This is a genomic window from Acetobacteraceae bacterium (assembly GCA_004843345.1).
Lineage (GTDB): Bacteria > Pseudomonadota > Alphaproteobacteria > Acetobacterales > Acetobacteraceae.
On record CP039460.1, the window covers coordinates 2,058,520 to 2,084,520 of the forward strand.

33 protein-coding genes and 1 tRNA gene are annotated in these 26,001 nt (G+C 40.5%); 12 read left to right on the top strand and 22 right to left on the bottom strand.

Annotated elements, in window-relative coordinates; genetic code table 11:
- Position 1: 1 nt before the first annotated feature.
- From FAI40_10060 to FAI40_10160, 21 genes are all read right to left on the bottom strand, one after another.
- Positions 2 to 1,138: a DUF3383 domain-containing protein gene (locus tag FAI40_10060; protein QCE35641.1), complete on the bottom strand. Its 1,137-nt coding sequence runs from the start codon at positions 1,136 to 1,138 to the stop codon at positions 2 to 4.
- On the bottom strand, positions 1,135 to 1,749 hold the full coding sequence (locus FAI40_10065) for a hypothetical protein (GenBank protein QCE35642.1): 615 nt from the start codon (positions 1,747 to 1,749) through the stop codon (positions 1,135 to 1,137). Before FAI40_10065 ends, FAI40_10060 begins: the two co-directional genes overlap by 4 nt.
- A complete protein-coding gene (locus FAI40_10070; protein ID QCE35643.1) occupies positions 1,698 to 2,090 on the bottom strand; it encodes a hypothetical protein in 393 nt (130 codons plus the stop codon). Before FAI40_10070 ends, FAI40_10065 begins: the two co-directional genes overlap by 52 nt.
- On the bottom strand, positions 2,083 to 2,643 hold the full coding sequence (locus FAI40_10075; GenBank protein QCE35644.1) for a hypothetical protein: 561 nt from the start codon (positions 2,641 to 2,643) through the stop codon (positions 2,083 to 2,085). Before FAI40_10075 ends, FAI40_10070 begins: the two co-directional genes overlap by 8 nt.
- The gene (locus FAI40_10080; protein ID QCE35645.1) at positions 2,643 to 3,098 is read right to left on the bottom strand and encodes a DUF4054 domain-containing protein; all 456 of its coding nucleotides are present in this window, start codon (positions 3,096 to 3,098) and stop codon (positions 2,643 to 2,645) included. The genes FAI40_10075 and FAI40_10080 overlap by 1 nt, the downstream gene beginning before the upstream one ends.
- Entirely contained in the window at positions 3,088 to 3,501 is a 414-nt protein-coding gene (locus FAI40_10085) for a hypothetical protein (GenBank protein ID QCE35646.1), read from the bottom strand. Before FAI40_10085 ends, FAI40_10080 begins: the two co-directional genes overlap by 11 nt.
- Position 3,502: 1 nt before the next feature.
- Positions 3,503 to 4,546: a DUF2184 domain-containing protein gene (locus tag FAI40_10090; protein QCE35647.1), complete on the bottom strand. Its 1,044-nt coding sequence runs from the start codon at positions 4,544 to 4,546 to the stop codon at positions 3,503 to 3,505.
- A 12-nt stretch (positions 4,547 to 4,558) separates the two neighbouring features.
- Positions 4,559 to 5,107: a hypothetical protein gene (locus FAI40_10095; GenBank protein ID QCE35648.1), complete on the bottom strand. Its 549-nt coding sequence runs from the start codon at positions 5,105 to 5,107 to the stop codon at positions 4,559 to 4,561.
- A gap of 11 nt (positions 5,108 to 5,118) precedes the next feature.
- On the bottom strand, positions 5,119 to 6,366 hold the full coding sequence (locus tag FAI40_10100) for a DUF2213 domain-containing protein (GenBank protein QCE35649.1): 1,248 nt from the start codon (positions 6,364 to 6,366) through the stop codon (positions 5,119 to 5,121).
- 20 nt (positions 6,367 to 6,386) lie between these two features.
- Positions 6,387 to 7,895: a hypothetical protein gene (locus FAI40_10105; GenBank protein QCE35650.1), complete on the bottom strand. Its 1,509-nt coding sequence runs from the start codon at positions 7,893 to 7,895 to the stop codon at positions 6,387 to 6,389.
- Positions 7,888 to 9,471, bottom strand: a complete 1,584-nt coding sequence (locus FAI40_10110) for a DUF1073 domain-containing protein (GenBank protein ID QCE35651.1) — start codon at positions 9,469 to 9,471, stop codon at positions 7,888 to 7,890. The genes FAI40_10105 and FAI40_10110 overlap by 8 nt, the downstream gene beginning before the upstream one ends.
- Positions 9,471 to 10,697, bottom strand: a complete 1,227-nt coding sequence (locus FAI40_10115; protein ID QCE35652.1) for a PBSX family phage terminase large subunit — start codon at positions 10,695 to 10,697, stop codon at positions 9,471 to 9,473. Before FAI40_10115 ends, FAI40_10110 begins: the two co-directional genes overlap by 1 nt.
- Positions 10,648 to 11,091 (bottom strand): hypothetical protein, encoded by a 444-nt coding sequence (locus FAI40_10120; GenBank protein QCE35653.1) that lies wholly within the window; start codon positions 11,089 to 11,091, stop codon positions 10,648 to 10,650. Before FAI40_10120 ends, FAI40_10115 begins: the two co-directional genes overlap by 50 nt.
- A gap of 370 nt (positions 11,092 to 11,461) precedes the next feature.
- Entirely contained in the window at positions 11,462 to 12,439 is a 978-nt protein-coding gene (locus FAI40_10125) for a hypothetical protein (protein QCE35654.1), read from the bottom strand.
- 234 nt (positions 12,440 to 12,673) lie between these two features.
- Positions 12,674 to 13,249 carry a hypothetical protein gene (locus FAI40_10130; GenBank protein ID QCE35655.1) on the bottom strand — a complete coding sequence of 192 codons (576 nt, stop codon included), beginning with the start codon at positions 13,247 to 13,249 and terminating at the stop codon, positions 12,674 to 12,676.
- Positions 13,246 to 13,629, bottom strand: coding sequence for a hypothetical protein (locus tag FAI40_10135; protein ID QCE35656.1), 384 nt, complete (start codon positions 13,627 to 13,629; stop codon positions 13,246 to 13,248). Before FAI40_10135 ends, FAI40_10130 begins: the two co-directional genes overlap by 4 nt.
- Positions 13,630 to 13,631: 2 nt before the next feature.
- Positions 13,632 to 13,886, bottom strand: a complete 255-nt coding sequence (locus FAI40_10140) for a DUF2312 domain-containing protein (protein QCE35657.1) — start codon at positions 13,884 to 13,886, stop codon at positions 13,632 to 13,634.
- Positions 13,883 to 14,662 (bottom strand): helix-turn-helix domain-containing protein, encoded by a 780-nt coding sequence (locus FAI40_10145; protein QCE35658.1) that lies wholly within the window; start codon positions 14,660 to 14,662, stop codon positions 13,883 to 13,885. Before FAI40_10145 ends, FAI40_10140 begins: the two co-directional genes overlap by 4 nt.
- Entirely contained in the window at positions 14,659 to 15,195 is a 537-nt protein-coding gene (locus FAI40_10150) for a hypothetical protein (protein ID QCE35659.1), read from the bottom strand. Before FAI40_10150 ends, FAI40_10145 begins: the two co-directional genes overlap by 4 nt.
- A complete protein-coding gene (locus tag FAI40_10155) occupies positions 15,192 to 16,001 on the bottom strand; it encodes a DNA adenine methylase (GenBank protein ID QCE35660.1) in 810 nt (269 codons plus the stop codon). Before FAI40_10155 ends, FAI40_10150 begins: the two co-directional genes overlap by 4 nt.
- A complete protein-coding gene (locus FAI40_10160; GenBank protein QCE35661.1) occupies positions 15,998 to 16,219 on the bottom strand; it encodes a helix-turn-helix domain-containing protein in 222 nt (73 codons plus the stop codon). The genes FAI40_10155 and FAI40_10160 overlap by 4 nt, the downstream gene beginning before the upstream one ends.
- A gap of 55 nt (positions 16,220 to 16,274) precedes the next feature.
- Here FAI40_10160 and FAI40_10165 point away from each other — a divergent pair, with 55 nt between their 5' ends.
- The 11 genes from FAI40_10165 (at position 16,275) to FAI40_10215 (ending at position 24,991) form a co-directional block, all read left to right on the top strand.
- Entirely contained in the window at positions 16,275 to 17,030 is a 756-nt protein-coding gene (locus tag FAI40_10165) for a transcriptional regulator (protein QCE35662.1), read from the top strand.
- Between the two features lie 63 nt (positions 17,031 to 17,093).
- Entirely contained in the window at positions 17,094 to 17,381 is a 288-nt protein-coding gene (locus FAI40_10170) for a hypothetical protein (protein QCE35663.1), read from the top strand.
- The gene (locus tag FAI40_10175) at positions 17,374 to 17,862 is read left to right on the top strand and encodes a hypothetical protein (GenBank protein QCE35664.1); all 489 of its coding nucleotides are present in this window, start codon (positions 17,374 to 17,376) and stop codon (positions 17,860 to 17,862) included. The genes FAI40_10170 and FAI40_10175 overlap by 8 nt, the downstream gene beginning before the upstream one ends.
- Positions 17,863 to 18,242: 380 nt before the next feature.
- A complete protein-coding gene (locus tag FAI40_10180; GenBank protein ID QCE35665.1) occupies positions 18,243 to 18,455 on the top strand; it encodes a hypothetical protein in 213 nt (70 codons plus the stop codon).
- Between the two features lie 280 nt (positions 18,456 to 18,735).
- Positions 18,736 to 19,254, top strand: coding sequence for a hypothetical protein (locus tag FAI40_10185; protein QCE35666.1), 519 nt, complete (start codon positions 18,736 to 18,738; stop codon positions 19,252 to 19,254).
- A gap of 23 nt (positions 19,255 to 19,277) precedes the next feature.
- Positions 19,278 to 19,955 (top strand): DNA/RNA non-specific endonuclease, encoded by a 678-nt coding sequence (locus tag FAI40_10190; GenBank protein ID QCE35667.1) that lies wholly within the window; start codon positions 19,278 to 19,280, stop codon positions 19,953 to 19,955.
- Between the two features lie 230 nt (positions 19,956 to 20,185).
- Positions 20,186 to 20,533 carry a hypothetical protein gene (locus tag FAI40_10195; GenBank protein QCE35668.1) on the top strand — a complete coding sequence of 116 codons (348 nt, stop codon included), beginning with the start codon at positions 20,186 to 20,188 and terminating at the stop codon, positions 20,531 to 20,533.
- Positions 20,534 to 21,181: 648 nt separating this feature from the next.
- A complete protein-coding gene (locus FAI40_10200; protein ID QCE35669.1) occupies positions 21,182 to 22,132 on the top strand; it encodes a hypothetical protein in 951 nt (316 codons plus the stop codon).
- Entirely contained in the window at positions 22,126 to 22,362 is a 237-nt protein-coding gene (locus FAI40_10205) for a hypothetical protein (GenBank protein QCE35670.1), read from the top strand. Before FAI40_10200 ends, FAI40_10205 begins: the two co-directional genes overlap by 7 nt.
- The gene (locus FAI40_10210) at positions 22,363 to 24,144 is read left to right on the top strand and encodes a DUF2326 domain-containing protein (GenBank protein QCE35671.1); all 1,782 of its coding nucleotides are present in this window, start codon (positions 22,363 to 22,365) and stop codon (positions 24,142 to 24,144) included.
- Positions 24,145 to 24,472: 328 nt separating this feature from the next.
- Positions 24,473 to 24,991: a hypothetical protein gene (locus tag FAI40_10215; protein ID QCE35672.1), complete on the top strand. Its 519-nt coding sequence runs from the start codon at positions 24,473 to 24,475 to the stop codon at positions 24,989 to 24,991.
- Between the two features lie 221 nt (positions 24,992 to 25,212).
- Here FAI40_10215 and FAI40_10220 read toward each other — a convergent pair.
- A tRNA-OTHER gene (locus FAI40_10220) sits at positions 25,213 to 25,281 on the bottom strand.
- A gap of 169 nt (positions 25,282 to 25,450) precedes the next feature.
- Here FAI40_10220 and FAI40_10225 point away from each other — a divergent pair.
- Positions 25,451 to 25,786: a hypothetical protein gene (locus FAI40_10225; protein QCE35673.1), complete on the top strand. Its 336-nt coding sequence runs from the start codon at positions 25,451 to 25,453 to the stop codon at positions 25,784 to 25,786.
- The last annotated feature ends 215 nt before the right edge of the window (positions 25,787 to 26,001 follow it).

Below are 26,001 nucleotides of genomic sequence, written 5' to 3' on the forward strand. Positions count from 1 at the left end.
ATTATTGAACTCCAATGGAGGGAAGGTTAATGGTTTGGATAGAGCCACCGTCACAATAGGCGAAGATGCAAGGTGGAGAGCCTCTTTCTCTTCTAATATCTGATGGCGTGGTCGATGCGTTTGGCTGGAAACAATAGCCTTGCGTAAACAAGTCTTGGCTGATGTCACGGCCAAATTTGCTTTGAAGAATGGACGCTTCTTCTGAGCTAATTTTGATGCCTGTATTGATAGCCCCAAAATTTCTTGCTTCTTCAACGATATCGAGAATGGCTGCGGTCATTAAGCCATCACCGTCTGTGTTGTAGGGGATTTGTCCGATATCTGTGATGAGATTGATAAGAGCATTTTGAAGAGAGGCGTTAAGCCACATCTGGCAGATATAGCTGTCTGCCCAGTTGAACTCACCGCTGACAGAACCTGGACGAAGCAAATTAAAGCGTGCTGTTCTATTTGCGAATGCACCGTAGAGATTGTATCCGTTTTGAATTAAGGCTTCATAATCAGACAATGAGCCGTCTGTTGCAGTAGCCCCAGCAAATGACCGAGTGCTTAATGTTGCTCTTCCATTTGTGAGTTCAAAATCAAGAGAGGCCATCCAGCCGAGACAGGCAGCAGCGACAGCAGGATCTTGATAAACAGCGGTGACACCATCAATATTTTGGTTTTTTAGCCAAACGCCGAAGCAGTTTTCGCTGGGAGATGTGGCAATAGCTTCGGCATCTGTATCCCAAATTACAGCCCAGTAATTATCCTGTTGAGCGGCAACCCATTGCGCCACACTTTGCTTATCTTGAGAGGATAGTTCAAAAGATGTTGTGAAGCCTGCAAAATCTTGAAGCTCGTTCACTACGTTATCTAAATCGGAAATGTTAAAAGTTGAGTTGACAGCGTAAATGTAGAGCTTCGAAGGCGTTTGAGATGCGCCGACATAACCAGAGAAGTATGCAGCAGCCATTTTTGCTTCATTGCTGGTTGCATTGAAATACTTTGCAACACTTGCAGCATCTCCATACTCTTTGAGCGTGCCAGCTTGAAGCGTGTTGTTTGTTAGGATCAGACCGTTCATAAAGCCAACGCTGGGCGCAGCGCTTAAAGCTGAAGGCGTAATCTTAACAATTTGCGAAACAGGGATTGTCATTTCATTTTCCTTTTAGTGGGTGGGATTATTTTACTTGGAAAGTCAGCGTTGATGAGGGAGACTTGAGCGCTTAGTGCGCTTTCTTGTGATGATGAAAGTTGCGTGATGGCATTCAGCTTTAAATCCACAATCCAATGGTCTTCATATTGCTTTTCTGCTGTCTGAAAACCTTGTTGATGCGGATCATTTGCATGGGTAGGGGCACATTCTGGTCTGATTTCTCGAAAGAAATCACAAGAAGAAGGGGAACGCCAGAGCGTTTCAACTCGTTCTGCGGCGTTACCAGCGCCAGCACCCCAGACATCAATTTGGATTGTTAAAAGTACGCTCTTTTGAATAATGCGTTCCGTTGCGACATAGAAAACTGAATCAGTGTTTTTCCGTTCTCTTGCCACGATTGTCATCGTTGCGAATTGTGTCAGCGGATTAGCAAACTGATTTTGCTGTCCTTGAAACACACCGAAACCAGCTGGGAGTGCTGTTAGAAGCCATTCTCCAACAGCAGTCAGGATTTCTGCTTCACTTGGTTTAAAATCTGTTTGAACCGCTGAGCCAGTACTCAGTCTAATGTTTGCTGGCTTGGAATTTGGCGAGTTACGAGGACTTTGCACCAATCTTTTTCTCCCCATTGCTCAAGGACGTTTGTAATGAGCCAATCTGAACCTTCAAAAACGAGAAGGTCGCCACCAATTTGAAGAGGGCGGTTTAAGGCATGGGCTGCGCCACTCAGATAAACAGCTCGCATCTCTGCTTGCTGTTCCATGTTTTCTGTGAGCTGAAGCTCACCTGTGCTTGTCGCTTGAATGTCAGCAAGAACCGTTAAATCTTCGAATTGAGGTGAGACTAAAAAGTCAGAAGTTTGGGCTACGCCAAGGCTTTTTCTGAGAGTAATTTCTCGCATTGGATTCACATCGCCAAGAACAGAAGATGCAATTCCAAACAAATCAATCATTCGACTTTCCGTCTTTTACTTCATAATCAATGGAATTGAGCAAATGTCCGCTTGATCTGAGGGTTCGTGCAGCAGCAGGATCAACATATCGAATGGACATATCTTTGTTGCGTTTGATGACAACCTTTCGTCTTGTCTGTTCAATATACCTTGCGCCTTTTTCTGTTTTTTTAGTTTTTTCTTCTGTAATCCAAACAGCTTTGTTGGGAGGCGGCGGATTTGAAAGAATTTTCTCTCGAACGTCATTTGCCATTCTTTCTCCGAGAAGGCCTAAGCTTTGTGATACATTAAAATCATTTTGCTTTAAGTTTCGTTCAAGTAGTTTAGACCATTTTCTTTTATTCTCAGCGATTGCTGGTCGCATGAAGGGACGAGCAGGTACATCCTTGGTGCCATACTCATTCCAGAAAGCCACTTCGACAACAGAAGTTCCATCTGGATAAGTTGCGCCTTCAAGCACGCCCGCATTGACGTGCATGTCTTTGCCAGCTTTCTGGGCAAGTTTCTCAAGCTTTTTCTTGAGCTTTGAACCACCTGTGATTTTAATGGACATTATGGGAAAATCTTTGCTGGATGAGGTCGTCCAGGAATGAAGCGCATTTGGCGCAGGGGCAACGTTGCCTGCCAAAAGGTTGCGCCGTACTGTGTTTGTGCAAACCACCAACCGCTTCCTGGGATTCCAGTTGCATCAGTACTGACAGAAACAGATCCACGGCTTGCCGAAGAGACACGCCCAACCAATCCACTTCCACCGTTTGATCCACCACCAGATTGTCCAGCTGAAGCATTTAAGCTTAGCTGAGCAATATGTGCAGTCAGAAGCCAAAGAAGCCTCTCACGCTTTGCTAAATCACGGACAGGGGATTGGGGCGTATTGTTGAGATAATCACAAGCGCAGTCAAAATCGAACTGCGCCTGTTCATCGGTAAGGTTAGAAAAAGCAGGGAAGGCTGCTCTCCAAGCTGTGGGATCGAAAACAACAACGCCAGGAGGGCTGTTATTTGTCAAGCTTAGTGACTCCTTCAATTGGTTTTGAGGAATCAAGAGATTCAAGGCCTGTTTTTTCGGACTTAACCTCTTTAAACTTTGCCTCAGCCCGTTTTGAATTTTTTTCAGCGAAAACGAGACCTTTTGTCACAAGCTGGCTGTTTTGATTTTGAGCCAGCCAAGCTTCCCAAAATTCAGCATCGACAATATTTCTGCCTGCCATACCAATCAAAACATTATCTGCTTTATGAAAGCGCATGTCAGAAGATGCCCCTTTTAAAGTAACGACTTTGATCGGAGCAAGTTGTGGAGGAAAACCACCTTGTTTTAAGACAGCGGCTCTTTCTGACAAAGCTTGCATGTCGTAAAGGTCAAGTTTTACACCAGAGGGCATACGACAAATTACAGTTACATTTTCAGCCATTTTAAATTCCTGCCATTGTTACGCAGGCAACTGGATAGAACCAAATTGTTCCCCAATTCCCCTGTGATTTCTTCTGTCGAATGTTAGAGCTGTAACGTTCAACGGTGTGTGCCCTTAACTTTTCGGTAAAGGCTGTTGTGACGACTTCATGTCCATCAATTTCTTTAACGAAAAGCTGTGCTTGCGTGATTTTTGAAATACCGCCAGAAAGTGTGGCTCCAGCTTCTGGAAGTGTTGCAATTTCCATATTTGGGAAGTTTTCTTTTAAAACTTCACGGAGCTTTAAATTAAACTGGTTCGTGAAAGTCATTGCCACTTGAAGTTCTGTCGGAATAACAAGCTTCATTGGCGTATCCATGTCCACGTTACCACCAAGCTGTACTGTCAGTTGCTGGAACATTTTCTGAACATCTGCATAGACTTGCAGTGGATCAGAAGTTGACATCCATCCATTAGAGGCAGCAGGCTTTCCAGTTGAATCAATTTTAGGCGTGGGCTGAATGGCTGGCGGTAAATCAGGATCATTTAAAGCGCCATATAAACGCAATCCTTGAATACCAAAACCAGAGATCCGATTGCTGGCTTTGTTTAGAACAGAAATTGAAGCTGCGTTCTGTTTATTGACCCAGTCAATTTTTGCTAATCCCATTCTGGCAGCTTCTTTTTCGCCCCATTTTGTCCAAAGCTGATAATGATAGGACTGACGTTGTTCCCAGTTAGCTGTTGCGCTTGCATCACCACCTTGGGAGTAGTCACCGTAAGTTTCAACACGTCCAGAAAGCTCTGTAAATGGAAACTGTGCTGTATCTGTTAGCCAGTCACCTTTTTGAGAGACGCCGTAAGTCTCTTCCATTTTTGTTGGAGTGATGATGGCATCAATAACCCTTGGATCTGACCAAGTGGAAAAGATGAATGGAATACCGCTGTTTGGATTTAAAACAGAGGAATAGCCAGGGATAGCAGCGTCACTTGCCATTTTAATATCGAAAACGCCTTCAACGCCCCAGCCTTGCTTGAGCTGTTTAGGAGATAATTTTGCGGACATTATTTATTTTCCTTATTTGGATGGGGAGGATGTTGGAGAAGCAGCGCTTAGAGACAGCATTGATTCCAATGGCCCTGTCATAATCAGAACTTGTCCAGTAGGTGCGCCACGTGTCACAATCCATCCTGTATCCACAGCTCCAGAAACTGTTGAGCCTTTTGCTGCTGTTTGAATGGATCCGTCAGCTGTGTTTGCAAAAATAGCCTGCCCTCGTGTGGCATCTGTGGAGGAAAGCGCAAAGTAATCCCCACCATCTACCATAACGACCCCAAAGCCTTCTGGAATAGACATGGTTGCATCTTGCAGATACTGCGTTGTTAAACCCTGCTGTTCACGCAAAATAAAACCGTCTGGAATGACGGCTGAAGGAGCTTTGTTTGTTAGGGTTTGTCCACTATCATCTGTGGGGTCAGCCCAAGCAAAGGAGGCGATGGTTACGCCATTTGTTCCAGCTCTCCAACCACCTTGTGGAGCAACAACAGTCCTGCGCGGATTAGCGGAGGCAATTCCGCCAGGATAGCCTTCTGGCCAGTTGTAATTTACTTTTTTTTGAAAAGACATTTTTTAAATCCTTAAAGTTTTTTTGGCACTTTCACATTTTTAAAAGCGGAATCTGTTGCCATAGAGTTTTGGGGGCGAGAGGGAGCAATTTTTTCTTTTTCTGCTCTGACAAGTGCTTTTAGCCCAGCAATATTGATACCTGCTGATGAAATGCCACGTTGTTTCAAAGCGTAGGCATAAATAGCATCGGCAGTGTCCAATCCCATTGTTTCACCAACAAGAGGTCGTACATCATTTCTTGCATTCTCGGCTGCAGCTAGGCGTGAGCGTTCTGCGAGGATCGCTTTATCAATCGCCATTTGAACGGATTTTTGATCTGTTGCTCCCGAAGGGTCAGTGCCATCTTTTCGCTCTTTATCAAGTGTTTTATTGGCTTTCTCACCGCCAGCAATTTCATTTGCGTTGGCTTCTGCTTCACCTTCATCGGTTGCTCCCGATGGATCAGTTCCATTTTTTCGTTCTTTATCCAAAGTTTTATTAGCCTCCTCGCCAGCACGGATTTCATTTGCTTTTTTTTCTTCAAGATCTTCATCGCCATTTAATTCGGAGGGAGGAGGTGTTTCTTCTCCTTCTGGGGAATTGTTAAGCGCTGAAATCATTGCACTGAGAGCTGCTCTGATTTCGTCATCTGATTTATCTGGGCATGAATCACGCAATGCCGAGATAATGGCTGTCATTTCCATAATGTTTCCTTCAATTATTGGTTTTCTTAACGCTTCATCTTGAACAAGAACGTCTTTTCCTGCTCTTCCTTCGGGAACAAGAGCGACATGATTGCCTCTGATATTCCGCATTACACCGTCATATTTATCCCCTGTTGGGGTTTTTCCTGGGGTCATATCAGCGTCATAGTCATAACCGCAGGAAAGTTCTCTCTGACTGTTATCTTTAATTTTTTTAATGGCTTCCTCATCCCAGACAGACAGAGAATTTGTGAGGTATGGATCTGAAAAAGTGGCACTGCTTCCAACACTTCCAACAACAGAGTTTGTTGGAGGTGAAGAAGCATTTACGGGAAGATGCTCTTTTAGGAGCGGAATTCCGTTGAAAGTATCTGCACCTTTTTTCAGCTCATCAGGGTGTCGATAAAGATTATATATTTTCTCTTTATCAAGCCCCAATTCAGTATGTTTAGGAATTTCTCTGCCGTAATAAGGACAAACATTCGCTTTGGAAATTGGAGAGGTGGCAACACGCATGATGCCATGATCATCTTCAAAACGAACGGATCCGATACGGTCGTGTGCCATTGTTTTCATGTTAAGTTTTTCTTCAAAGGTTAATCATCTTCAAAGCCTGGGATAATCGGACGGCTTGTACATCCACAATAAACTTCTTCGCCTGGTTGGACGTAGTTTCCATTATCATCGCCGACAGGTGCGCCCTTTGCGATGTCGAAGATAAGCTTTTCATGTCCTGCCCGAAGATGCCGAGGCCTTGGCTTTTTAGGTGTTCCTGCATGAATCCAGACAGCTTGCGTAATACCAAGGGCTAAACGGCGCTCTCTATTTACAACGGCAGTAACTTTGTCGTTCTGATCTCTTGCGATAAAAGCGGCACGTCTTTTTGTAGCACCATATTTTTCTTCAAGTTCAGTTGAGAGCGTTGCCAAATCACGCCCAGCGAGTGCGGAGCGCATCACAGCGCCTTCCACATCTGTGAGATACTTTGAGGCAATGGATTTAATGAGGCTTACATTCTCAGCGATAGACAAGGCCATTGCTTGTTTAATTTCTTCTGTTGGCCTGAATTTGACCGTGAAGCCACTTTTTTTGAGAACCTGTTGGAACTGAAAAGAGGAATGCTTCTCACCACCAAGAACGAACTTTTTCGCAATTTCGAAGGCTTTCTTTTTCCAAGCTGATGTCCATTCTTTGGTTAAGTCGTCAACGATGGAGCGAAGATTGAAGAGGGGGGAAGCGTCTTGTGCAAGTAAAACTGGCTCTTCTAGTTGCTTGAAAAGAGGAGAATAAAAATCTATATTAGTGGAAACGGTCGCAGTTCCAGACACAATGTCCATCGCAACAGCATCCTCTGCTGATGGTCTGATAAGCTCCTGATCAGATGCGTTTTGTTGATTAGCAAAAGAAGAGTTGGCTTCTTTGACCGTTTTTTCTAATTTTAAAAGTTGCGAGATTCTTTCTGGGAAAGCTGTTGTTACACTGTAATGATCCTTAGCAGGATGAATGTGCAAGGCAGTTATGTCTGCTAGCTTCTCATTTGCTTTAGGCTTAATCGCTAAAATTCGTGAGCCATGTTTTTTATCTTTCAAATCTTCGTTGTAATTTTGAACGATATGAAATGCGTATGATAAGGCTGTTTTAAAGCCTCTTCGTTCATAATCTTTTTTATGTGCATCAATGTGTTCTAAGCCATATTTTACATTTCCTCTATAAGCAATTACAGGAACAGCAATGTGAGAGGCATCTGGATGAGAAACTTCTCCGATAACATGTGCTTCTTGTCCTGCTTCTTTCGCAATTCTGTCTAAAATAGGCTTATGTTTATGTTGCAGATCTTCGTATCTATGAATCTGTTTAACACCTTGCGCTTTCGCAAACCGTCCATGCTCATCTCTCGGATGCTCGCTTTCTTCAAACTCAGCATCAGTCGCTAAAATCTCAGGCTCTGCGTGCTTGTAAGCTTTGTGAATCTTCCGAACAATGTCTGCATTCATACTCTCTAAAAGTTGATGCAAGGCTTTGTAATAATTTGCTTGTACAGCTGCGCTTTTACGGGCGGCAGAAAGCAGCAAAGGTTTTCCAGAAGGAGATACAAGCTTAATCATTTGATTCTTCGTCATGTTTCATCAAAGAGTTGAGGTCGCTGTCTGCCATTTCAGGAGGCTCAGGAGGCGGCGCTGATAAATCAACATTGTGATAAGGACTATCGACATCATTCTTAAGGCGCTCTCTAGCTTCTTCTGCGCTTACAACACCCGAAGTGATATAAAGTGCGTCAATATCTGCTTGGGCTTTGTTACGATTGATTTTCTCGCCAGCATCTTCTTGCCATAGCGGATTAAATTCGAAATCAATTCGAGGATCAATTTCATTCCAGAGGTGCAGCTGAACAAGCTTTAAAATCTTTTCAAGAGCAGGTCTTAATGTCTTTTCTTGCTGGGCTGCGATCTTGTCATAAAAGACGCGAATTTCACCATCAGAAGAGGCATTTAATCCTGTGGGGGTTATTCCAAACAATTTTACAAGAGGAATACCAGCAATACCTGCCTGAGCTTCTTGAGCTTGAGCGTAGAGATGATCCAGTCCACTGAGTGGCGCAGAGACAATCGTAACATCTTCTGCTTCTTTATCGCAGACAATTGTGTCTTGACCTTCTGACAAATTCCTTAAAACAGTTGCACGGCCTTCAATACCTTGCATCGCAGCGCCAGTTTCCATTTCAGCTGCCATCGTTGTCTTCAAAACGAGTTTTGAAAAATTGGAAACGATATTGGCGTTTGAATTCCGAATGCGAAGGAAATTGTGAGAATAAGGCCGTAGGAATTGAGTGAGAGATGGTCCGCCAAAATTAAAGGCTGGCTTAAATAGATCGCTCACAACAAAAGGAACGTTTGTCAAAAGTCTGCTTTGGTGTGTTAGGTTTCCTTGAACCCACCAGTTTATAGGTTTGTAATAGTTTTCCTGATACGGACTGTCAGAATTGTATAAGTTAGGAACAGCCCAAACAGCTTCGATGTTTTCAAGGCGTTTTAGTTTTCCCTTTAAATTCGCTTCTGGTGTTAAAATTAGGGGAATGTTTTGACCATCAATAGTGATAGGAACACCTTCAATATCAATCCAAATATGACCTAAGCCATAAAGCAAACCGTCTAAGATATATTGCCGTATAGTCTGCTTAACATTGAGGCGTTTAAACTCAACTTCAATTTCCTTAATTTTTGATGAGATTTCATCGTCATCAATTGTTTTTTTGGATCCAACAGAAGTGATGTTTATCCATTCACGCACTTGCTCTTCAGCTAAAATTTCACAAGGTCCACGGAACTCAACACGCAGAGCCATTTCAGCAAGGTAGGGATACCCAAGAAAGCCAATGCCATCGGCAAGCCAACTTTCTACTCGACTTGCACCAGCTTCAATCCATGCCCAATCAGTGAGATTGTCATCTTGCGCCATGATAGCGCTGTCTGTTGCCATTCCAGAGCAGTACCCTTCAGGGACGACACGAGGCGGGGGTTCATAAGCTTTAAAATGATTTTTAAGAACGAGTGCTCCAGAAACTCTTTTACCAAGTTCGGTATTAAAGCCGTTCAACCAAGATTTTTTCTCAATCTTTTCAAGTACTTTTTCGACTTCAGGTGTTCTAACCCAAAACCATTTTTTAAAAATTGGGAGCGACATTAAAATCTTCTTCGAGCATATTTAGCGAAAGAGGGCATCGTGCGCTTATTGGTGATGATGCCATCGAGTGAATAGCGCAGGGCATCAATCCAGTGGTTATTCTTGTCTTCAATCTTAGGCAGAATATCGCCAGTCCGCTTATCAACTTTGTAGCTGTATGTACGAAACTCTCTGGCTATTTTCTCAGCCTTTTTCGAGACTTTGATACATTTAAAAGCTTTGAGACGCTCGATACCGTCTTCAACAGATCCTTGCCATTTCTTGGCGGCTGAAATGCTGAAACCTCTGCGTGCAAGATAGGAAATCGTTTCTGGCCGTGCACCATCAGCTTTTATCGGCCAATTTTTTGCTGTTTCAACTGTATTTAAAAGGTTGGGAAGGTCGTCAATTTCAATGCCTTCTTTGCCTTCAGCGACATCAATACATAGGCTATCTTCATTATCAATCCAGCATCGGACAAAGGCGCTTGGGTCATTCGCAAATCCAAAATCTAAGCCGTGATAGAAACGTGTATTTAAAGGTGGTTCAATGTCCTGTTCATAAAGAACACGGTTTTTAAAGATAACTGCTTCTGAGATGGTGAGATATTCACCATCCCAGATATGGGCATATTCAGACGGATCCATCCTTTTTAGATCGTCTTTTCGATCTTCATCTAGTTCTTTAGGGAACCAAGGATTGTCTCTGTAGTTTGCTTTAACACATGCAGTTCTGAGGTCTGCACCTGTTCGGAAAAATTTATCTACCGCAGCGTGTTCATTTTCTGGGTTCCAGCTTGCCCAGATTTGTGAGCCTGGTTTCCTGATGGTGGGGCGTAGTAAGCGCCAAGAGCGCAAGCCTATTTTTTGAGCTTCTTCGACCCACGCAACATCAAAATCTTCTAAGGATTTAATGGAATCAGCATTGTGTTCCTGAAGACCTTGGAAAATGATGACACCGCCGCCAGGCGTTTTGATTTTATCATTCTGGATATCAAAGAGATGTCCAACACCGAGGGCAAAAATTTGTTTTGCGATGGATGCCTGAGTGGAATCTTTCGTTGATTCTTTTGTCTCACGGATACAAACGGCCCTAAAGCCACTTTGCTGTACGGCTCGAATGACAATGAACAATGCAAAGAAGGTTGATTTTCCAGATCCTCGTCCGCCATAAGCTCCTAGGTAGCGTTTTTCTCTCTCAAGAAGAGGAAGAAACACCCTCGCAATTTTTGGTCGAAGTATCTCCATTAGGCGGGTCTATAACGATCATTTCAATTTTGCTGATATTTCCCTGAATTTCGCCAGAATGCTCAACGGATTGTTTGTTGCCCCAGCGTTTAGGGGAGGCCCGTTCAGCCACCCATTTTCTCGCATCAACTTTAATACGGACAGCGTTGGCATTTTCTTGCGTTGCCTTGTCGGCTTCTTCGATAATCTGGTCAGCTAAAACTTCAGCTTGTGCCTCGCGCGCACGCGCGTATGTTTGGGAAACCTCTGGATACTTATTCAACCAATCCCAAAAAGTGCTGATATCAGGGTATTTATTGTCTGAGTTGCAAATGTAGGTAAGTGTTAAACCGTCAGCAATCAGCGTGCATATTTGGTTAACCAATTCAGGACTATATTTTGTTGGGCGTGCCATTATTTTCTGTGATGCGATGAAAAACTGAAACGATTACAAATGGACGTTTTCTGTTCAAAACGATTACATCTCATCCAAAATGATTACAAAACGCTGTTTTTCGATATTTTTGATTACAAATTTAGAGAGGGAAGATGGCAACTGCCGCATGGTCGCCGACACGATACTGCACAGGTTTTTAAACCTGCTAGAAGCGCACTCTGACGTGCTGAGATATTCTCAATTTCCCAAAGAAAAAGCCCCACGGGCAATAAGAAAGTGGGGCTTTAACATTTAAGGATTAGTAAACAGAATTCATCTAAACACACGAATTCGTTACTATACTGTTTTTATGGTATAGACTGCCTTGCACTGTCAAGGTGATTTTTGTCTATCCAAGCAAAAAAGGTAACTTCTTTATAAAAGGAATGCTTTTTAGCGGTATCCTAGCACCAATAGCACCACTTCTTTTGTAGTGAAAATGGACAACAATTTTTTCTTTAATGCCTCTTTTCGTGGGAATCAGTCTTCTTTTTTCATCTCTTGTAGCAAAGCCATGGCTGATGATGAGGTTTGAAAATTCATTCTGATTCATACTCAGCATTTTACAGGCTTCCCGTATCTTTAGGAGTTGAGGCTTTTCCCCTTCTGGAGAGGGAAAAAGTGTCAAAGCTCCAGATGATATGGATTTCTTAGGAAAGTACGAAAGGATGTAAGGGGCGAAATCGTTTAAAGTGCCTCTCCAAAGAAGTCCTCTCAAAATGCTTTTCAGGTAATCATCTGAAAGATTTTCGATATTTTCTTTTACTTCCTTCACATTCGGAATTACAACGCCATCAATTTGCCACATCAGAAATTTCCGAAAATCTTCTTTCTCATAAAAGGATTCTGTTTGAGAGGTGGCACCTCCTTCTAATTCCATCCAGCGCTTGACGATGGCATGACGCATTTTGACATTGTAGCCAGAGACCAATGTTAAGGTCAGATCTTTCGGGAGGAGGTAAACTAATTTGTCCCTATTTCTAGCGTCTTTTTCAATTGCCTCAAATTTGAGGGCATTAAAATTAAGTCCAGAAAGCATATCTCTGCAATCTCTTAAAACGTTATAATGCTTCTTCCCTGTTATGCGTGCGATCTCGCGAGAGGACATGGTATGAGGAACAGTATTTTTTAATCTAGACATTGTATTTGAAAGCGCAGAAGGGGATATGATAATTTTATGAATCACCTTCAAGCGATTTATAACGTTGTATATAAACGTATCTCTTGATTGTGGTTTAACGGGATTGGCACCATTTGCGAAGCCTTCGCAGTCATTGATGAGCGCCAAGAGGTATCTGCTTGTCGGATTGGAGACTTGAATTTGCATTGTTTTGCTTTCTTATCACGGAAAGACAACCACGATATTATGGAAGTCGGGAGGGTGATAACAGCGCAAATGACTGCTCTTGCTTTTCCCTTTACAGGTCTTTTATAGGCAAGAACTCCCGACTGAATATAATTCAACCGAGCATAAAAAAGGCTCATAGTTAACGGGTGAGCTAGCCGACTTGCGAGGTTATCACGCCTCTTGCTTGTAGTCTTAACTAGAATCCGATTAAGGTCAAGGCTTCAGATGAAATGCTTCTATTGGCTTCTTATAGCCATAAAATTCGGCCAGTTGCTCAAGAATATATGCACATTCGATTGAGGCTTTGTCTCTCTGCCGTGTAGGGCACGAAAATGGGAAAAGCCTTCTACCGATAGCTGTAAAAGAAATCTGCTCGCCAAGCAGTAAAACCAGCCTCCTGTGAGAACATTCTCCAAGTGCTCGTTTTACATCTAAAAGTTTTGAGGAAGCTTTTGCTCGGGCGAGATTGAAAGTGACAACATTTCCATAGCCGTATTTTTCAATTTCTTCTTTGGCCTCATCTGAAAGGGGTTCTTTGAGAAAATCAGCATAACCTTCAGTCGCAAAGATGAAATCCACAAGCCAGCGCTTCGCAGCAGTTACAGCATCTCCAGAAATAACCCCACGCCTTTCAAGCTCAGAAACGGTATTGGAGCGCAGGAACTTTCCACCAATCTTCTCATAATCTTCTTTGAGTAAACGCTCTGGCGTTGGCTTATTGTCTGGCATTAGATGCGCTGTGACCTTCCGCTCGGCAGCTGTTTTCTTGCTTTGCTTAAACCGTTTCATTGTTTTCCTACTAATCGAACAGCACCGCTTTTCTTGATTGAGCCATCTGGATTAAGCGGACAGGGAATTTTTTTCATTCTTGAAGGCGTAACAGGAAACGCTTGAGTGAGAAGTGCTTCTAAGGCGTTTTTCTCATCAAACTTGGCTTCGTAATCATCAAAAATGAGGGAAGGTGAATCACACTGCCGATTGTAGATTTCTTCATGGACTTTCTGAAAGCCTGCAACACAATTTGATTTTTTCATGAGCTTGCAGGTGTATGTTCCTTCGCCAGCGAGAGTGAGCTTGATGCGCCAAGCTGATTTTTCTTTGGCGCATGGCTTTTTATTCTCATCGAGAAAGATTGAGGCTTCGGGAAAGTGATTTACTTTGGTGCTCATTTTTACATCCCTAACGCATGACGATAGACATCGAGAATATTCTCCTGCTCTTCAATTTCGGCAGGCGCTTGCTTGCGGAGCTGAAGGATTTTCTTGATGGCCCTTACATCAAAACCCTCAGATTTAGCCTCAGAGAAAATGTCCTTAACGTCTTCGCTGAGTTGCTTTTTTTCTTCTTCGAGGCGCTCAACACGCTCAATGATTGAACGAAGACGATCCACGGCGATACCGCCAACTTGTTTGGTTTCTTCTGTCATAAATTTGCTCCATTTTCTCTTAAAAATCTTTCAGCAGTTCCCTGCGCCACATTGACACCAAAGGATGCTTGAACAGGGGGCTTTTTCGTTGTTTGGACGGATGTTGTTTGCCACTCAACTTTCTTTCGGCACCAGTTACGCCACGTTGCAAGCCAATCAAGTTTGCAGGCATCTTTTCCAGCTTTAGACAGCCAGTGGTCTCGGAAAGCTCCAAAGGTCATTGGGACATTGAGGCCAAGGTCTTCAGCGAAGGTGATTCCCTCATCGGGAAGTTCCCAGTCTTCGGAAAGCCTTGTTGCTCTTTTGACTTTTGGAGGGGAGCAGATTTGAATTTCAGATTTTGATTTTGAGGAAGAAGAATTTTCTTTTTTAGAATTTTTTTCTTTAACTGACGGTTCTAATTGATGGTTATATGATGGTTTGGGTGCATCTCCTGCACCCCTTGACTGCATTTCCTGCACCCTTTGAGGTGCATTTAATGCAGGGGTGCATTTCGTGCAGGGTGCATCTGGTGCAGGGGTATAATCAAAATTTAAGAAAGTTGTGATGCTTTTGTGATGTCCTTTTTCTCTTCTAATAACACCCCTTTTTGAAAGTGATTTTAAGTTGTTAAAAACAGCCCTTTCACTTAGGGAGGTTTTCTTCATGAGAAGAGGGATAGACGGCCAGCATTCTCCATCAGGCGCAGAATGATCTGCGAGCGCAAGGAGCAATACTTTTTCTGAAGGTGTTGTGTCTTGCTGGTTAAAAGCCCAGTGCATAGCTTCTAAACTCATGCGACTAATGCCTCTCTAATGCGTTGTTGTGTTTTTTGTTGCTCTTCACGCCATTGCGCTTGGCTCAGTTCAGCCTTTGCTTTTCCTGCTTTGATAAAAGCTCGGGCTTCATTCAGTGTTTTTTGAGAAATCGGTTTTCTCGGCTCTTCATAGCGAAGCTGGGCAAGCTCAAGGGCTTGTTGCTGCTGTCTTCTTAAAAAGCTTAACTCTGCAAGGAATGGTTTTTGAATCTTTGAGAAGAATTCACCAAGCTCTCCAGTCGATGGAAATTTCTTCATTTCTGCACAGAATTTTCTGAGGCTTTCTTCTGACCAGCAGATGTTTGGAATATGTTGGAACGTTTTTGCATATAAGGGGATTTTAGCTGCAAGAATTGTTTCCGAAACGGGATAAGCGCAGCAAAGATTGATGCGTGTCAGCCAGTGTTTGCAGATATTTAAAAGCTCATCTTCATGGAGTGGCGTATTGTACTCCTTTAAATGTGCAATTTCTTGCTTTGTTTTTTCGGAAATAGTTGCTGGAAGGTTGCTCATTCCTCTGGCTCCTTTAAGAAGAGAAGCTCCGTTTTTCCAGCAGGCATCTTTACACGCTGAACCCAGAAATTTTGGCACTTAGCGTGCATTTCAGCTTGCTCATCATCTTCGTATGAAATGATGACGCCACCTTTAAGCTTGCGAGTGGTATTCAAAATATCAGGAAGCGAAACATTATAATGTCGGTAAAGTTTTTTACCTGCTGTGATATAGGGAGGATCAATGTAGAAAAGCGCATTGCTCTTTTGGTGTGTTTCTAAGAAATCAAACCAATCTAGGTTTGAAATATCCAGCTGATCTTTCTTTTCATTGATCAGCTGGCATCTCTTAAAAAGCTTCTCTTGATTCCATCTTGTGTGGCCCTTTCCCATTTTCCCAGAAAGAGCAGGATAAATAGAGCCAGTGAAAGATGTTCTGTTTAGAATTAGAGTTTTTAATGCTTCTTCCCATGGGCTACCAGAAGGTTCAAAGCTTGTTTCTTCTGGGTAACTGCACCAAAAATCTTCTGGCGTTTTAGTTCTTTGTAAACAGTTAAAAAAGCAATTGCTATCTGAGAGGCCATTTACTCGTATGATACCCCCAATAAGAACATTCCAAAAATTATAAATTTTTTCATCGAGATCATTTAAATGAGCTTTCTTTGCCCAGCCTTTAGCAATTGAATCTAAAGAAACGCTTGCTCCACCACAGAAAGGCTCAATAATTTTGTCTAAGCCCTGTGGATACCATTCTTGGGCAATGGCTTTGATTTTTGGAACAAGCCAAGATTTTCCGCCAGGGTATCGGAAAGGAGAAATATATTTCATTTCTTCTCCGCCTCCTTCGCGGTGGGGTAGGTGTATAAATCAGGTCTTAATTTTTCACGAGAAACTCCTGTCAAATTTTCGATTTCAAGTAATCTGGAAGCTGGGATTTTCCCTTTTTTCTTCCAACTTTGAACAGTTGATGGGCTAACACGCAAAGCTCGCGCAAGTTTGCGTGTTCCATTGAAAGTTTCATCAATTAAGTGTGCTGTGTAATTCATTCTTCTCTTGTGCAATAAAAATACACACTAGTAAAGCATTTTTTATGCACACTACATGTGCGAATTTTTAGTACATAATGAAAGAATGAAAATGACTACTGGTGATAAATTAAGAGCATTAAGAGAGCGTACTGGCCTGAGTCTTAGAGAGACAGCTAGACGGCTTGGTTTGGGTAATAGGTGGTCGACCTATAGAGCCAATGAAACCAATCAAAAAAGAGAGTTCTTGCCTGTTCCTCTGGTTCAACAATTAGAGAAAATTTTTGTAGGCCTTGGAAAGCCACCAGTAACTTTTGATGAGGTATGGGAGCTTGCTTTGCCAGATTCACAGATAGATGAGGCGATTGATAGATCAGCTCAAGAAGATCCTAAAAATGCTCCCCATTCAGGCCTGATAAAGATTCCTGAATATGATATTTCAGCTTCAGCAGGTGGTGGTATGATTCCTATTTCTGACGTTGAAAACGCATCAAAAATTTGGTTCGTTCCACCGTCTTTTTTGGCTGGTGTCAATGTTGAGGCGTCAAATAAGCTGGCAATTATGCTGGTTGCTGGTGACAGCATGGAGCCAGATTATAGTCCAGGAGAACGGATTTTAATTGATTTAAGCTATAATAGGCTGACCCATGATGGCGTTTATGTTTTTGGATCTGACCAAGGGAATTTCTTAAAGCAGTTGCAGATAATTCCGAAATCTAAAGGTGCAATGGTTCGGATAATTTCCAGAAATTCAACGTATCCGATGTACGAAATGGATTTTTCAGAAATTCGAATTATAGGCCGTGTGGCTGGGAAATGGGTTTGGAAATAGATAGTACAGAAGCGCGGCTAATGGCTGCGCTTTTTGTTTGTGGAATAATTAAATGAGGGAAGCATGTCTGAAATAAACGATGAGCAATCAGCGATTGATTTTTATCAAAAGCGAAGAGAAGAGTTTCTAAATTTTTTCAGACAAAAAGGTCTTGCTCTCAAATGTCCAGTTTGTGGAAAAAATCAAGAAGAAGGGTTTGTCCTTCTTGGTTATGGGAAGGAAGTTACTGTTCTTCCTGTGAACATCTTAGGTAAATATTACCCAACATATAGTTTTGCTTGCTCAAATTGTGGGAATGTTCAAATTTTCTCAGAGGCTGTTTTGCTGCGAGGTGATGATAAAGATGAATAAGGTGGTTAACATAGATGCTTTCCGCCCAAAAGGTTCACCTCTTGACGGTGGAGATGGTGGGGGTCATATTCCTACTATGGAAACTCGTGTCGCCCTCTTAGAGCAAACAGCTCAGGATACAAAAACCATTTTAAGAGAAATGAACGGAAAACTTGATAAGCTTTCCGACGGTTTGGCGCAGGTGAATAACAAGATCACTGATGGACTAAACCAAGCAAATAACAATCTTTCCGACGGTTTGGCGCAAGTGAATAACAAGATCACTGATGGACTAAACCAAGCAAATAACAATCTTTCCGACGGTTTGGCGCAAGTGAATAACAAGATCACTGATGGACTGGCTCAGGTAAACTCAAAGCTAGACGTTCAAAATGAGAAAATACCCCATTTGCCAACTTATGCTGCAATGTGGGGTTACCTTGTGGCTTTCGTGGGTCTTGTTGCTGCTTTGTTTGCTATATTTGAACATTTTTCCCTTTAAAAATTCTGTATTTTTATAAAATAAATTCATTTTTTCTCTTTCCTTTTCTTTTATTTTGTCCTATATAATAGGACATATCAGTTAATCAGGACTGGTAAGAAAGTTAAAAGGACTTTTAAAAATGAAGAATTCAACAAGAAATTTAATTATTGGCTGGTTTGGAATATTTGCTTCCATATCCTCTATTATTCAAGGCGTTTTAGCCATTGTTCAATTTTTTAAAAAATAAGGAGTTGGAGGGGGAAAACCCCTCCTTTTCCAAGGGAGTAAAGAAGAATGAAATGGTTTGAAGCACACGTTTATGATAGCACATGGCACGTTTTGCGCTTTTATGGGGCTATTGCCGTTTTAACGTTTGTTATTGCTTGGTATCTCGTTAAATGACACCTGAGAAGCTTGAAAAGATAGGGAAGGCACTCTTTGGAGAAGAACGCTGGAAAAGTCCCTTAGCGACTGCTTTGGGTGTTAATTCATCCTCTATAAGGGCAATTATGAGAGGTGATAGAGATATTCCTCAAGGCTGGACACCAGAAATAAAATCCTATCTTGAGGGTCATATCAAGCAATGCCAAGAAGCACTTGATGACCTATAAAAGAATGCTTTTAAAATGACCCCAGAAAGATTGAAAGAGTGTTTAAAAAGATTGGAATGGACTCAAACAAGCGCTGCAAGAGCTTTTAATTAGTCGGAAGGGGCTTTTCTGCAATATCTTAGAGGAGATTCTAAAGTTCCAAAAGATATTGCTGAGTGGCTAGAAAATACAATGGATTATTTAGACAAGAATCCTATTCCTCAAAAAGGCAAATAGCGTATAGAATCAGAAAAACAGAGTAGGCTGAAACCTAACGAATAATTATTGAAAGTTGGTTTAAATGCCTCTTATTGTTGCACTGGTATGTTTATGTACTTTGACCCTTTTAATTGTTCTGTTAGAGAAGAATTTTAAAAATAAAGGGTTGGAGTTATTACGCTTATTGTCTCTAGAAAAATTGTCTCTAGAAAAAAAAGAAAAAGCTGATCATAAGAAGACCTTTTTAGAAGGAAATAAAGCTGATTTGGTGCCATCGAAGGATTTAAAAGAATCTAAAGAGGGGCAACATTTAATTCCATTCAGTTTTGAAAATCATGAAACTTTTAAAATCTCAGGACAGGTTAAGATTTTAAATATTGAATATAATGAAACAACAGGCATTTTTTCTTTTTCGGCAAAGGGAGAGAAATTGTCTAAAGTTACGGGTATCGCATTGGGTAAAATGCTTCCACCACAACACACAAGAGAAATCTTAACTGAAGCACTTTGGACCGGAAAATATGTAAAAATCCAAATGACAGTTAAAAAAATAAATGGAAGAATTAAAGAAGCTTCTTTGGAACGCTTAGAAAAATATTAAAGAATTTTGAATTAAGGATATTTATGAAACGGTTTCTTTTATTGGTCGCGCTCTTCCCCTCTTTTGCATTCGCAGAAAGCTGCCCAGCGCTCTTTTTGAATGGCAAAGAACCAACAACAGAAAAGCCTTCCGTGACGCTCTGCCAAGAAGCTTATGCAGTGGGTTTCTCAAAAGAAATGAAAGAGCCAATCTGGAGCGCTGAACACCTAACAAGAAAAAGCGTTATGGAAGCTCAGGCATTGCATGGAAGAGAAGCCTTTCACGAAGACATCAAGATCTCCTCGGAATATCAAGCCATGTTGGCGGATTATAAAGGTTCAGGTTGGGCAAGAGGCCATATGACACCCAGTGGAGACATGCCAAATAAATCAGCCAGAATGGAATGCTTCGCCCTTACAAACATCGTCCCACAAGATATGAAGATGAATTCTGGCGTCTGGAACGCCCTAGAGCAGAAGACCCGTACAGAAGCCAAAAAGAGCGGCGACATCTATGTTGTGACTGGTCCTGCATATTTGAGCGATAAGGGCGTGATTGGATACAGCAAGCTCTCAATTCCATCACACATCTGGAAAGCTGTTTACAACGTAAAACAAGGCAAGAGCTACGCTGTTATCTGTGAGAACCAAGCGGAATCACAATGCAAGCGTGAGCCTGTTTCTGATCTCGAGAAAGAGATTGGTGTGAAGGTATTTTCTTAAAAGGCCTGTAATTTTTCTTTTAAATTCGCTTCTTGTTATAAAATAGGCTATTAAGGAATCAACACCAACGACAGAAGTCGACAGAAGGTAGCAACTCCCATTGATTAAACGTTGACTTGTTTTTGTGTTATGCAAGTACACCTAGAGAAATGAACTGCTATTGTTCTATTGGCTGCTCATATATTTCCAGATGCGTGTTTCTAACACTTTCATTTTGAGAGTATAGAATTATGTCTTCTACAAACATGGGAACAGCGTATCCCTTAACGAATTCCGAAATATCAAATGCTATTACAAGAAAATCGGCCGGGGTCTATGCTTTAGGCCATGAAACTGGAACTGCTTTTTATGTTGACTACGTGGGAAGATCAGATTCAGATTTGGCAGAGTGCTTAAAAGAGCATGCAAAGGCTAGGGATTATTCTTGTTTCAAGTTTATGTATTCAGGATCACCAGAGGTCGCATTTGAGGAAGAGTGTGAGCTTTATCATGATTTTAATCCGCCAGGGAATATAGAGCATCCAGACCATTCCAATCTATCCCCATGGCATTGCCATCGGTGTTTAAGTTTTTCTTAATTTTATGCTCTTCAGAGAGTGGGAATAAAATGCTCAATAAAAAGCGCAGATTTTCTGCGCTTTTTTTATTCCAATAAAACAGGAATTTTTTTAGTGAGTAGGAAAAATCAAATGGGGTTTGCATATTCAACGGATTCATCTGATGTTGAAAAAAGAAGGGTTTTGGAAGGCGTCATCACAAGAGGCGATGAAGTAGATATGTTCTATGGCCCTAATTATGATCCAATCGTCGTAAAGCCTTTACACTTCGAGGATGAAACAAGTTTTACGGCAAAAACGAGAGAAGGAGAGATAAAGATTTTTTATCTTACTGATATATATTCCCTGAGATCTCATTGTGATTGCAGATAGGAGAGTATGAAGGGAAGGCCACATTCTAAAAGTGGATTGTCAGGTACGGGAGGGATGCAATTAGATAAAAACCTTATTTATTAAAAAGGAGAATCACGTATATTTAAAAATCAAAAAAGTATGAAACTCATCTTTGTAAACTCCGAAAGAAAATAGAAGATGTTCTCACCAGCAGTCGACCAATAATCTAGGAGTGACTCGATTTGTCGTTAATATCGAGAAAGAGATCGGGGTGAAGGTTTTAGTGATGAAGAAAAGTGAAAAATTACGTTTTCTTAATATCGTTGGATTTTCTAAATGAAATATCGTTATGAAGACTTAGGGGATGATCAGTTTGAAGAACTAATTGTTGTTCTCTGTAGGAACGTACTTGGAAGAGCTACAATAGGGTTTTCAAAAGGACGTGATGGCGGAAGGGATGCAAAATTTGTGGGAACTGCTAATGATTTTCCCAGTAGGACTTCGCCTTGGCAAGGCACAACCATTATTCAAGCTAAGCATACAAACGGGATTAACAAGAGTTTTTCAAACACTGATTTCTTCGACAAAGATCGCAAAAATACTATTATTGGTAAGGAAATTCCACGTATAAAAAATTTACGGTCTGGGGGGAAACTAGATCATTATATACTCTTTTCTAATAGAAAGCTTTCATCACTAAAAGAGAGTGAAATTCGCAGTTACATTTCAGTTGAGTGTGATTTGCCAGAGGAGTCTATATATCTGTGTGGTTTAGAGATGATTGAACTTTGGCTAAAAGAGCATCCTGATGTTGTAAAGACTTGTGGAATAGATCCTATAGATTTTCCTTTAATGGTAAGTCCAGATGATTTGGCAGACATTATTGAAGCAATCGCTGCCTTTGTCACTAATATTCCTAAACACGAAGTTTTTCCACCTATAGAGCGTACGTCCTTGGAGAAGAAGAATGCTATCAATAATATGACAAAAGAGTATTCTAATGAGCTATGTAAGCGTTATTTAAAAGAAACGAGGCAGATAGGACAATTTCTTGCACTTCCCGAGAATGAAACATTAAGAGAAAAATATAGTACATGTGTCGAGGAATTTAGGTTTAAGATTATAGGAAGTCGTAAGGATTATCGGACATTTGATAAGATTATGAATTATTTGATGGACTTGTTAGTAGAACGGGATACCATCTTAAAGAGGAATAAGACTTTAACGCGTGCAATGCTTTTTTATATGTATTGGAACTGTGATATTGGAGAATCACAAGAATGTTAAGGCCAACCAAATATTCTCATCCAGACCAGACCGTTATAAATATGTCTTTATTGCTTTTAAATAAGTTACGGAAATCTCGAATTGTTGGATATAATGAGCTATTGTCTCTAGCAAAGAAGCAAATTACAGGAGGGAATTTTCTTTTTCTTCCTGCTTTAAATTTTTTATATTTAATGGGTATGATTGAATATCGTCAAAAGACAGATGCCATAGAATATATAGGAAAATAAGTGAAACTCTCTAAAATATATTCAAACAAACCTGGGGAATTTAAACCAATTAAGTTTTCTAGCGGTTTGAATGTTATTCTTGGAGAAATTCGCCTTCCAGAGAACAAGAAAAAAGATACACACAATTTAGGGAAAACAACTCTTTTAAATTTGATAAAATTTTGTTTTTTACAAAAAAAAGATCCTAAGTTGTTTTTATTTAAGCATTTCGATTTATTTCAATCATACGTTTTTTTTCTTGAGCTAGAATTAAATGACGGAAAATTCCTTACATTGCGTAGGAGCGTTGCTAATCCAACGAAAATCTCTTTTAAATCACATAATGTTGGAGACCAGGATTTTTCAACTCTAGGTAATAAATGGGATCACGATGAGGTTCCATTAGAAAGAGCGAAAGAGCTCCTTGATGGGTATCTTAATTGGAAGTCTATGAATCCATGGGGATATCGGAAGATTATGCCCTATTTGTTACGTTCGCAGGAAAATTTTAAAGATCTGTTCTGTCCCAATAATCGTTTCAAGGATGGGGATTGGAAGCCATTTTTGGCACATATATTGGGTTTTGATGCGAAGTTGCTTAACGAGCATTATGTAAAAGAATCCGAGATTTCTAAGAAAAAACAAGAAAAAAAAACGATTGAAAGTGTAGTAAATGATCAAGGGAAAACTCTAAGCCAAATAGAAGGTATCTTGTTGCTTAAGCAACAAGAAGAACAAAAATTACAAGAGTTTTTGGATGAGTTTAATTTTGACTTTCAAGACAAAGCAACCGTTATGGATTTGGTTAAAGATACGAATGATCGTATCGCATCTTTAAATTTGGAGCTGTATTCTTTAGTTCAGAATAAAAAGAAGATAGACATCTCACTGAACGAAGATACTATTTCATTTAATCCAAATAAAGCTGAGAAACTATTTGAAGAAGCTGGCATTTTGTTTGGTGGACAAATTAAAAAGGATTTCGAGCAGTTAATTTCTTTTAATAAATCTATAACGGAAGAGCGAGCGTCATATCTTCAAGAAGAATTACAAGAAATAGATAAAAGACTAAGTGAAGTTGATTTAGAATTAAGTAACTTAGAGCAAATACGTTCAGAACAATTGGGATATCTTGGGGAAACAGATCCTTTTCGTAAGTATAAAGAATCTTCCCATCGAATTGCAATATTACGTGGGGAGATACAGTTTTTAAAGGAGCAAAAAAAGTACTTTTTATTGTTAGATGATTTAAATGCAAAAATTCATTCTTTGGAAAAAGAATGTGAAGATTTGAGATCTGACATTGAATTAAATGTTCGGGAACAAAATACTAATGAAGAAAGTCTTTTTTCAAAAATACGTATTTGTTTTAGTTTTTTTTCTAAAGAGGTAATTGATAAAAAAGCTCTTTTGAGCGTTTCGCTTAACAAGCGAGGTCATTTGGAGTTTAGTGGCGATATTTTAGGAGATGGAGATATGAGAACCAGCGCTGATGATGGTCATACATATCGTAAACTTCTTTGTATTGCTTTTGATATGGCCATTTTAAAGTCACATTTGATTGATAAATTTCCACGTTTTACTTTTCATGATGGCGCATTAGAGTCACTTGATGATCGTAAAAAGCAAAATTTAGTGTCGGTATTTAGAGATTATGCATCATTAGGAATTCAATCTATTATCACGGTAATAGATTCTGATATTCCTCACAATGATAGGTCTTTTTTTAAGGGGGAGGAAATTATCCTTACTTTGCATGATGAAGGAAATGATGGCAGATTATTTAAGATGAAGGAATTTTAAATCCTCTTAAAATTTTAGTGAAATGTAACTTGATAGTTTTCTAAAAACCCAACCGCCCATGGGCGGTTTTTTATTGCCTGCCATATGAAAGCAAGGGGCTTCAGAAAAGTATATAAGAAGCCCCTTGCTATAGCTGATATTGAATCAGAATGAATACTCTTGAAGCCCCCGCCTATAAGGATTCTTTCTGACCATTTGGAAAATACCAGCTATTTATTCATATCACAGAATAAGATTCTGTCATCTGCGCTTTTGATGGAAGAAAAATAAATAAGGGATAATGTAAAATGATTTGTATTGAAGATTTTTAGTGAAGAGGAGAAGTAAAATGGCTTTAAAATATGAAAATTTAACGCCAGAAATCCGTCAACTCATGCTTGATGAACTTGAGTTAGATGAGCGTAATGATGTTCTTTTTATTAGCAGGCGTTTAAATGATTCTGGCCGCGAGAATTGGGGGAATCTTTTGAGAGATGCAATCAATAATGGAGATGATAAGACGCTGAAGGATAGTATCCAGCATGGAAGTTTTCTTAATTTAACCGAGGAAACCTCAAAAGGTACTCGAAAAGTTCCTGCTACAGCTGCTCAGACATTAGCTGATGGAGAATTTAATAGGCTTTATATCAGGGCTCTTTGTGTGAAAGTTTTAAGAAAGTCAGATTCAGCCGTTTTGGTTACATATAGAGCGAGAGAATCAAGTCGTCCTCGTCAAGAGTCGGAAAATGCTATTGGAATGGCATATAGGGCCAAAATGATCTTAGACGACCTAAGGAGTTCTCAAGGAAAAGAACCAGAATCAGAAATTCCAAGTCCTAATTCTGGGATAAGCTTTAAAATTGCGTAAAGCTTAGAATATTACCCTCAGACAATTCATAAGAAAGATGGTTGTCTTCATAAGATAGTGGGAATATTTTTCCACTATCTATGATGAGGTTATGTTTCCTCGATAGATCAGTGAGTTCTTTGAGAAAATTATCAATAGTGTTTGCACTGCAATCCGCACAATGTTGTTTCATAAGTAAGTACTCTACCGCTCATATAATGGGCGTTTTTTTATGCCGAAAATAGAATCAGGCGGATTTGAACCGACGTCTTCCTTTTGCAAGGCGCTCTACCTGACTGAGCTATGATCCCAATCTCTTTTTAGCATGGAAATGTAAAAGTGCAAATAAAATGCACGAAACTTAATTTTTTGCCTTGATATATGTGCATAAATATTGCACATTAAGAATCAAGAGGAAAGAAACTATGCGCTTCGGATCCTCTCTATACCCACCGAAGTGCGCCAAGAGAGGGGAATATTATGTCTGTAAGTGTTCGGGGAAGGGATTTTGGTGTTGATACGGCTTATGAGGCATCTCATTGGTCGGGTGAAGATTCAAACGAAGATTATTTAGAACATGTTTCTGAGATTGATAGGATTTCTGGTGAAATTCAAAAGCAGCTCTCTGACAGGCGTCTTTGGCAAGTTGACGAGTGCAACACTTCAGCTCTTGAAGATAAGGTCGCTGAATTAGAGGATATTCTTTCTGACATTATGGTCATCAAAAGAGAAAGTCTTTGCTCTAATTCTGGAAGGCGTAAATCCGAGGAAATTCTCAAGGCGTATGGATTTCCTGTCGTTGAACGTGTTGCTTGAGAGGAGAGAAAAAAGATGAATTGGCCAGAAGCTTTTTTCTATTCTGTCTTAGTTGCCGCAGTCGCAGCATTCATGATTACGATCATTCGTTTACCGTAATCAAAAACTAAAAATCATACAAAATTAAGGAATTTTCAAAATGACTGGAACAGTCAACGGGGAACTTTTGTCTAAAATTTACGAAGATGAGGACAAAGAAATCATCTCAATCTCGG

What these genes read in the sequence shown, in the direction of transcription:
- FAI40_10060 (QCE35641.1), bottom strand. Translation starts at nt 1,138, where the DNA reads ATGACAATCCCTGTTTCGCAAATTGTTAAGATTACGCCTTCAGCTTTA.
- FAI40_10095 (QCE35648.1), bottom strand. Translation starts at nt 5,107, where the DNA reads ATGTCTTTTCAAAAAAAAGTAAATTACAACTGGCCAGAAGGCTATCCT.
- FAI40_10225 (QCE35673.1), top strand. Translation starts at nt 25,451, where the DNA reads ATGTCTGTAAGTGTTCGGGGAAGGGATTTTGGTGTTGATACGGCTTAT.
- FAI40_10105 (QCE35650.1), bottom strand. Translation starts at nt 7,895, where the DNA reads ATGATTAAGCTTGTATCTCCTTCTGGAAAACCTTTGCTGCTTTCTGCC.
- FAI40_10155 (QCE35660.1), bottom strand. Translation starts at nt 16,001, where the DNA reads ATGAAATATATTTCTCCTTTCCGATACCCTGGCGGAAAATCTTGGCTT.
- FAI40_10145 (QCE35658.1), bottom strand. Translation starts at nt 14,662, where the DNA reads ATGAGTTTAGAAGCTATGCACTGGGCTTTTAACCAGCAAGACACAACA.
- FAI40_10140 (QCE35657.1), bottom strand. Translation starts at nt 13,886, where the DNA reads ATGACAGAAGAAACCAAACAAGTTGGCGGTATCGCCGTGGATCGTCTT.
- FAI40_10185 (QCE35666.1), top strand. Translation starts at nt 18,736, where the DNA reads ATGCCTCTTATTGTTGCACTGGTATGTTTATGTACTTTGACCCTTTTA.
- FAI40_10195 (QCE35668.1), top strand. Translation starts at nt 20,186, where the DNA reads ATGTCTTCTACAAACATGGGAACAGCGTATCCCTTAACGAATTCCGAA.
- FAI40_10170 (QCE35663.1), top strand. Translation starts at nt 17,094, where the DNA reads ATGTCTGAAATAAACGATGAGCAATCAGCGATTGATTTTTATCAAAAG.
- FAI40_10090 (QCE35647.1), bottom strand. Translation starts at nt 4,546, where the DNA reads ATGTCCGCAAAATTATCTCCTAAACAGCTCAAGCAAGGCTGGGGCGTT.
- FAI40_10110 (QCE35651.1), bottom strand. Translation starts at nt 9,471, where the DNA reads ATGTCGCTCCCAATTTTTAAAAAATGGTTTTGGGTTAGAACACCTGAA.
- FAI40_10150 (QCE35659.1), bottom strand. Translation starts at nt 15,195, where the DNA reads ATGAGCAACCTTCCAGCAACTATTTCCGAAAAAACAAAGCAAGAAATT.
- FAI40_10205 (QCE35670.1), top strand. Translation starts at nt 22,126, where the DNA reads ATGTTAAGGCCAACCAAATATTCTCATCCAGACCAGACCGTTATAAAT.
- FAI40_10165 (QCE35662.1), top strand. Translation starts at nt 16,275, where the DNA reads ATGTGCGAATTTTTAGTACATAATGAAAGAATGAAAATGACTACTGGT.
- FAI40_10120 (QCE35653.1), bottom strand. Translation starts at nt 11,091, where the DNA reads ATGGCACGCCCAACAAAATATAGTCCTGAATTGGTTAACCAAATATGC.
- FAI40_10130 (QCE35655.1), bottom strand. Translation starts at nt 13,249, where the DNA reads ATGAAACGGTTTAAGCAAAGCAAGAAAACAGCTGCCGAGCGGAAGGTC.
- FAI40_10135 (QCE35656.1), bottom strand. Translation starts at nt 13,629, where the DNA reads ATGAGCACCAAAGTAAATCACTTTCCCGAAGCCTCAATCTTTCTCGAT.
- FAI40_10200 (QCE35669.1), top strand. Translation starts at nt 21,182, where the DNA reads ATGAAATATCGTTATGAAGACTTAGGGGATGATCAGTTTGAAGAACTA.
- FAI40_10190 (QCE35667.1), top strand. Translation starts at nt 19,278, where the DNA reads ATGAAACGGTTTCTTTTATTGGTCGCGCTCTTCCCCTCTTTTGCATTC.
- FAI40_10075 (QCE35644.1), bottom strand. Translation starts at nt 2,643, where the DNA reads ATGTCCATTAAAATCACAGGTGGTTCAAAGCTCAAGAAAAAGCTTGAG.
- FAI40_10115 (QCE35652.1), bottom strand. Translation starts at nt 10,697, where the DNA reads ATGGAGATACTTCGACCAAAAATTGCGAGGGTGTTTCTTCCTCTTCTT.
- FAI40_10215 (QCE35672.1), top strand. Translation starts at nt 24,473, where the DNA reads ATGGCTTTAAAATATGAAAATTTAACGCCAGAAATCCGTCAACTCATG.
- FAI40_10085 (QCE35646.1), bottom strand. Translation starts at nt 3,501, where the DNA reads ATGGCTGAAAATGTAACTGTAATTTGTCGTATGCCCTCTGGTGTAAAA.
- FAI40_10125 (QCE35654.1), bottom strand. Translation starts at nt 12,439, where the DNA reads ATGCAAATTCAAGTCTCCAATCCGACAAGCAGATACCTCTTGGCGCTC.
- FAI40_10175 (QCE35664.1), top strand. Translation starts at nt 17,374, where the DNA reads ATGAATAAGGTGGTTAACATAGATGCTTTCCGCCCAAAAGGTTCACCT.
- FAI40_10180 (QCE35665.1), top strand. Translation starts at nt 18,243, where the DNA reads ATGACACCTGAGAAGCTTGAAAAGATAGGGAAGGCACTCTTTGGAGAA.
- FAI40_10100 (QCE35649.1), bottom strand. Translation starts at nt 6,366, where the DNA reads ATGAAAACAATGGCACACGACCGTATCGGATCCGTTCGTTTTGAAGAT.
- FAI40_10160 (QCE35661.1), bottom strand. Translation starts at nt 16,219, where the DNA reads ATGAATTACACAGCACACTTAATTGATGAAACTTTCAATGGAACACGC.
- FAI40_10070 (QCE35643.1), bottom strand. Translation starts at nt 2,090, where the DNA reads ATGATTGATTTGTTTGGAATTGCATCTTCTGTTCTTGGCGATGTGAAT.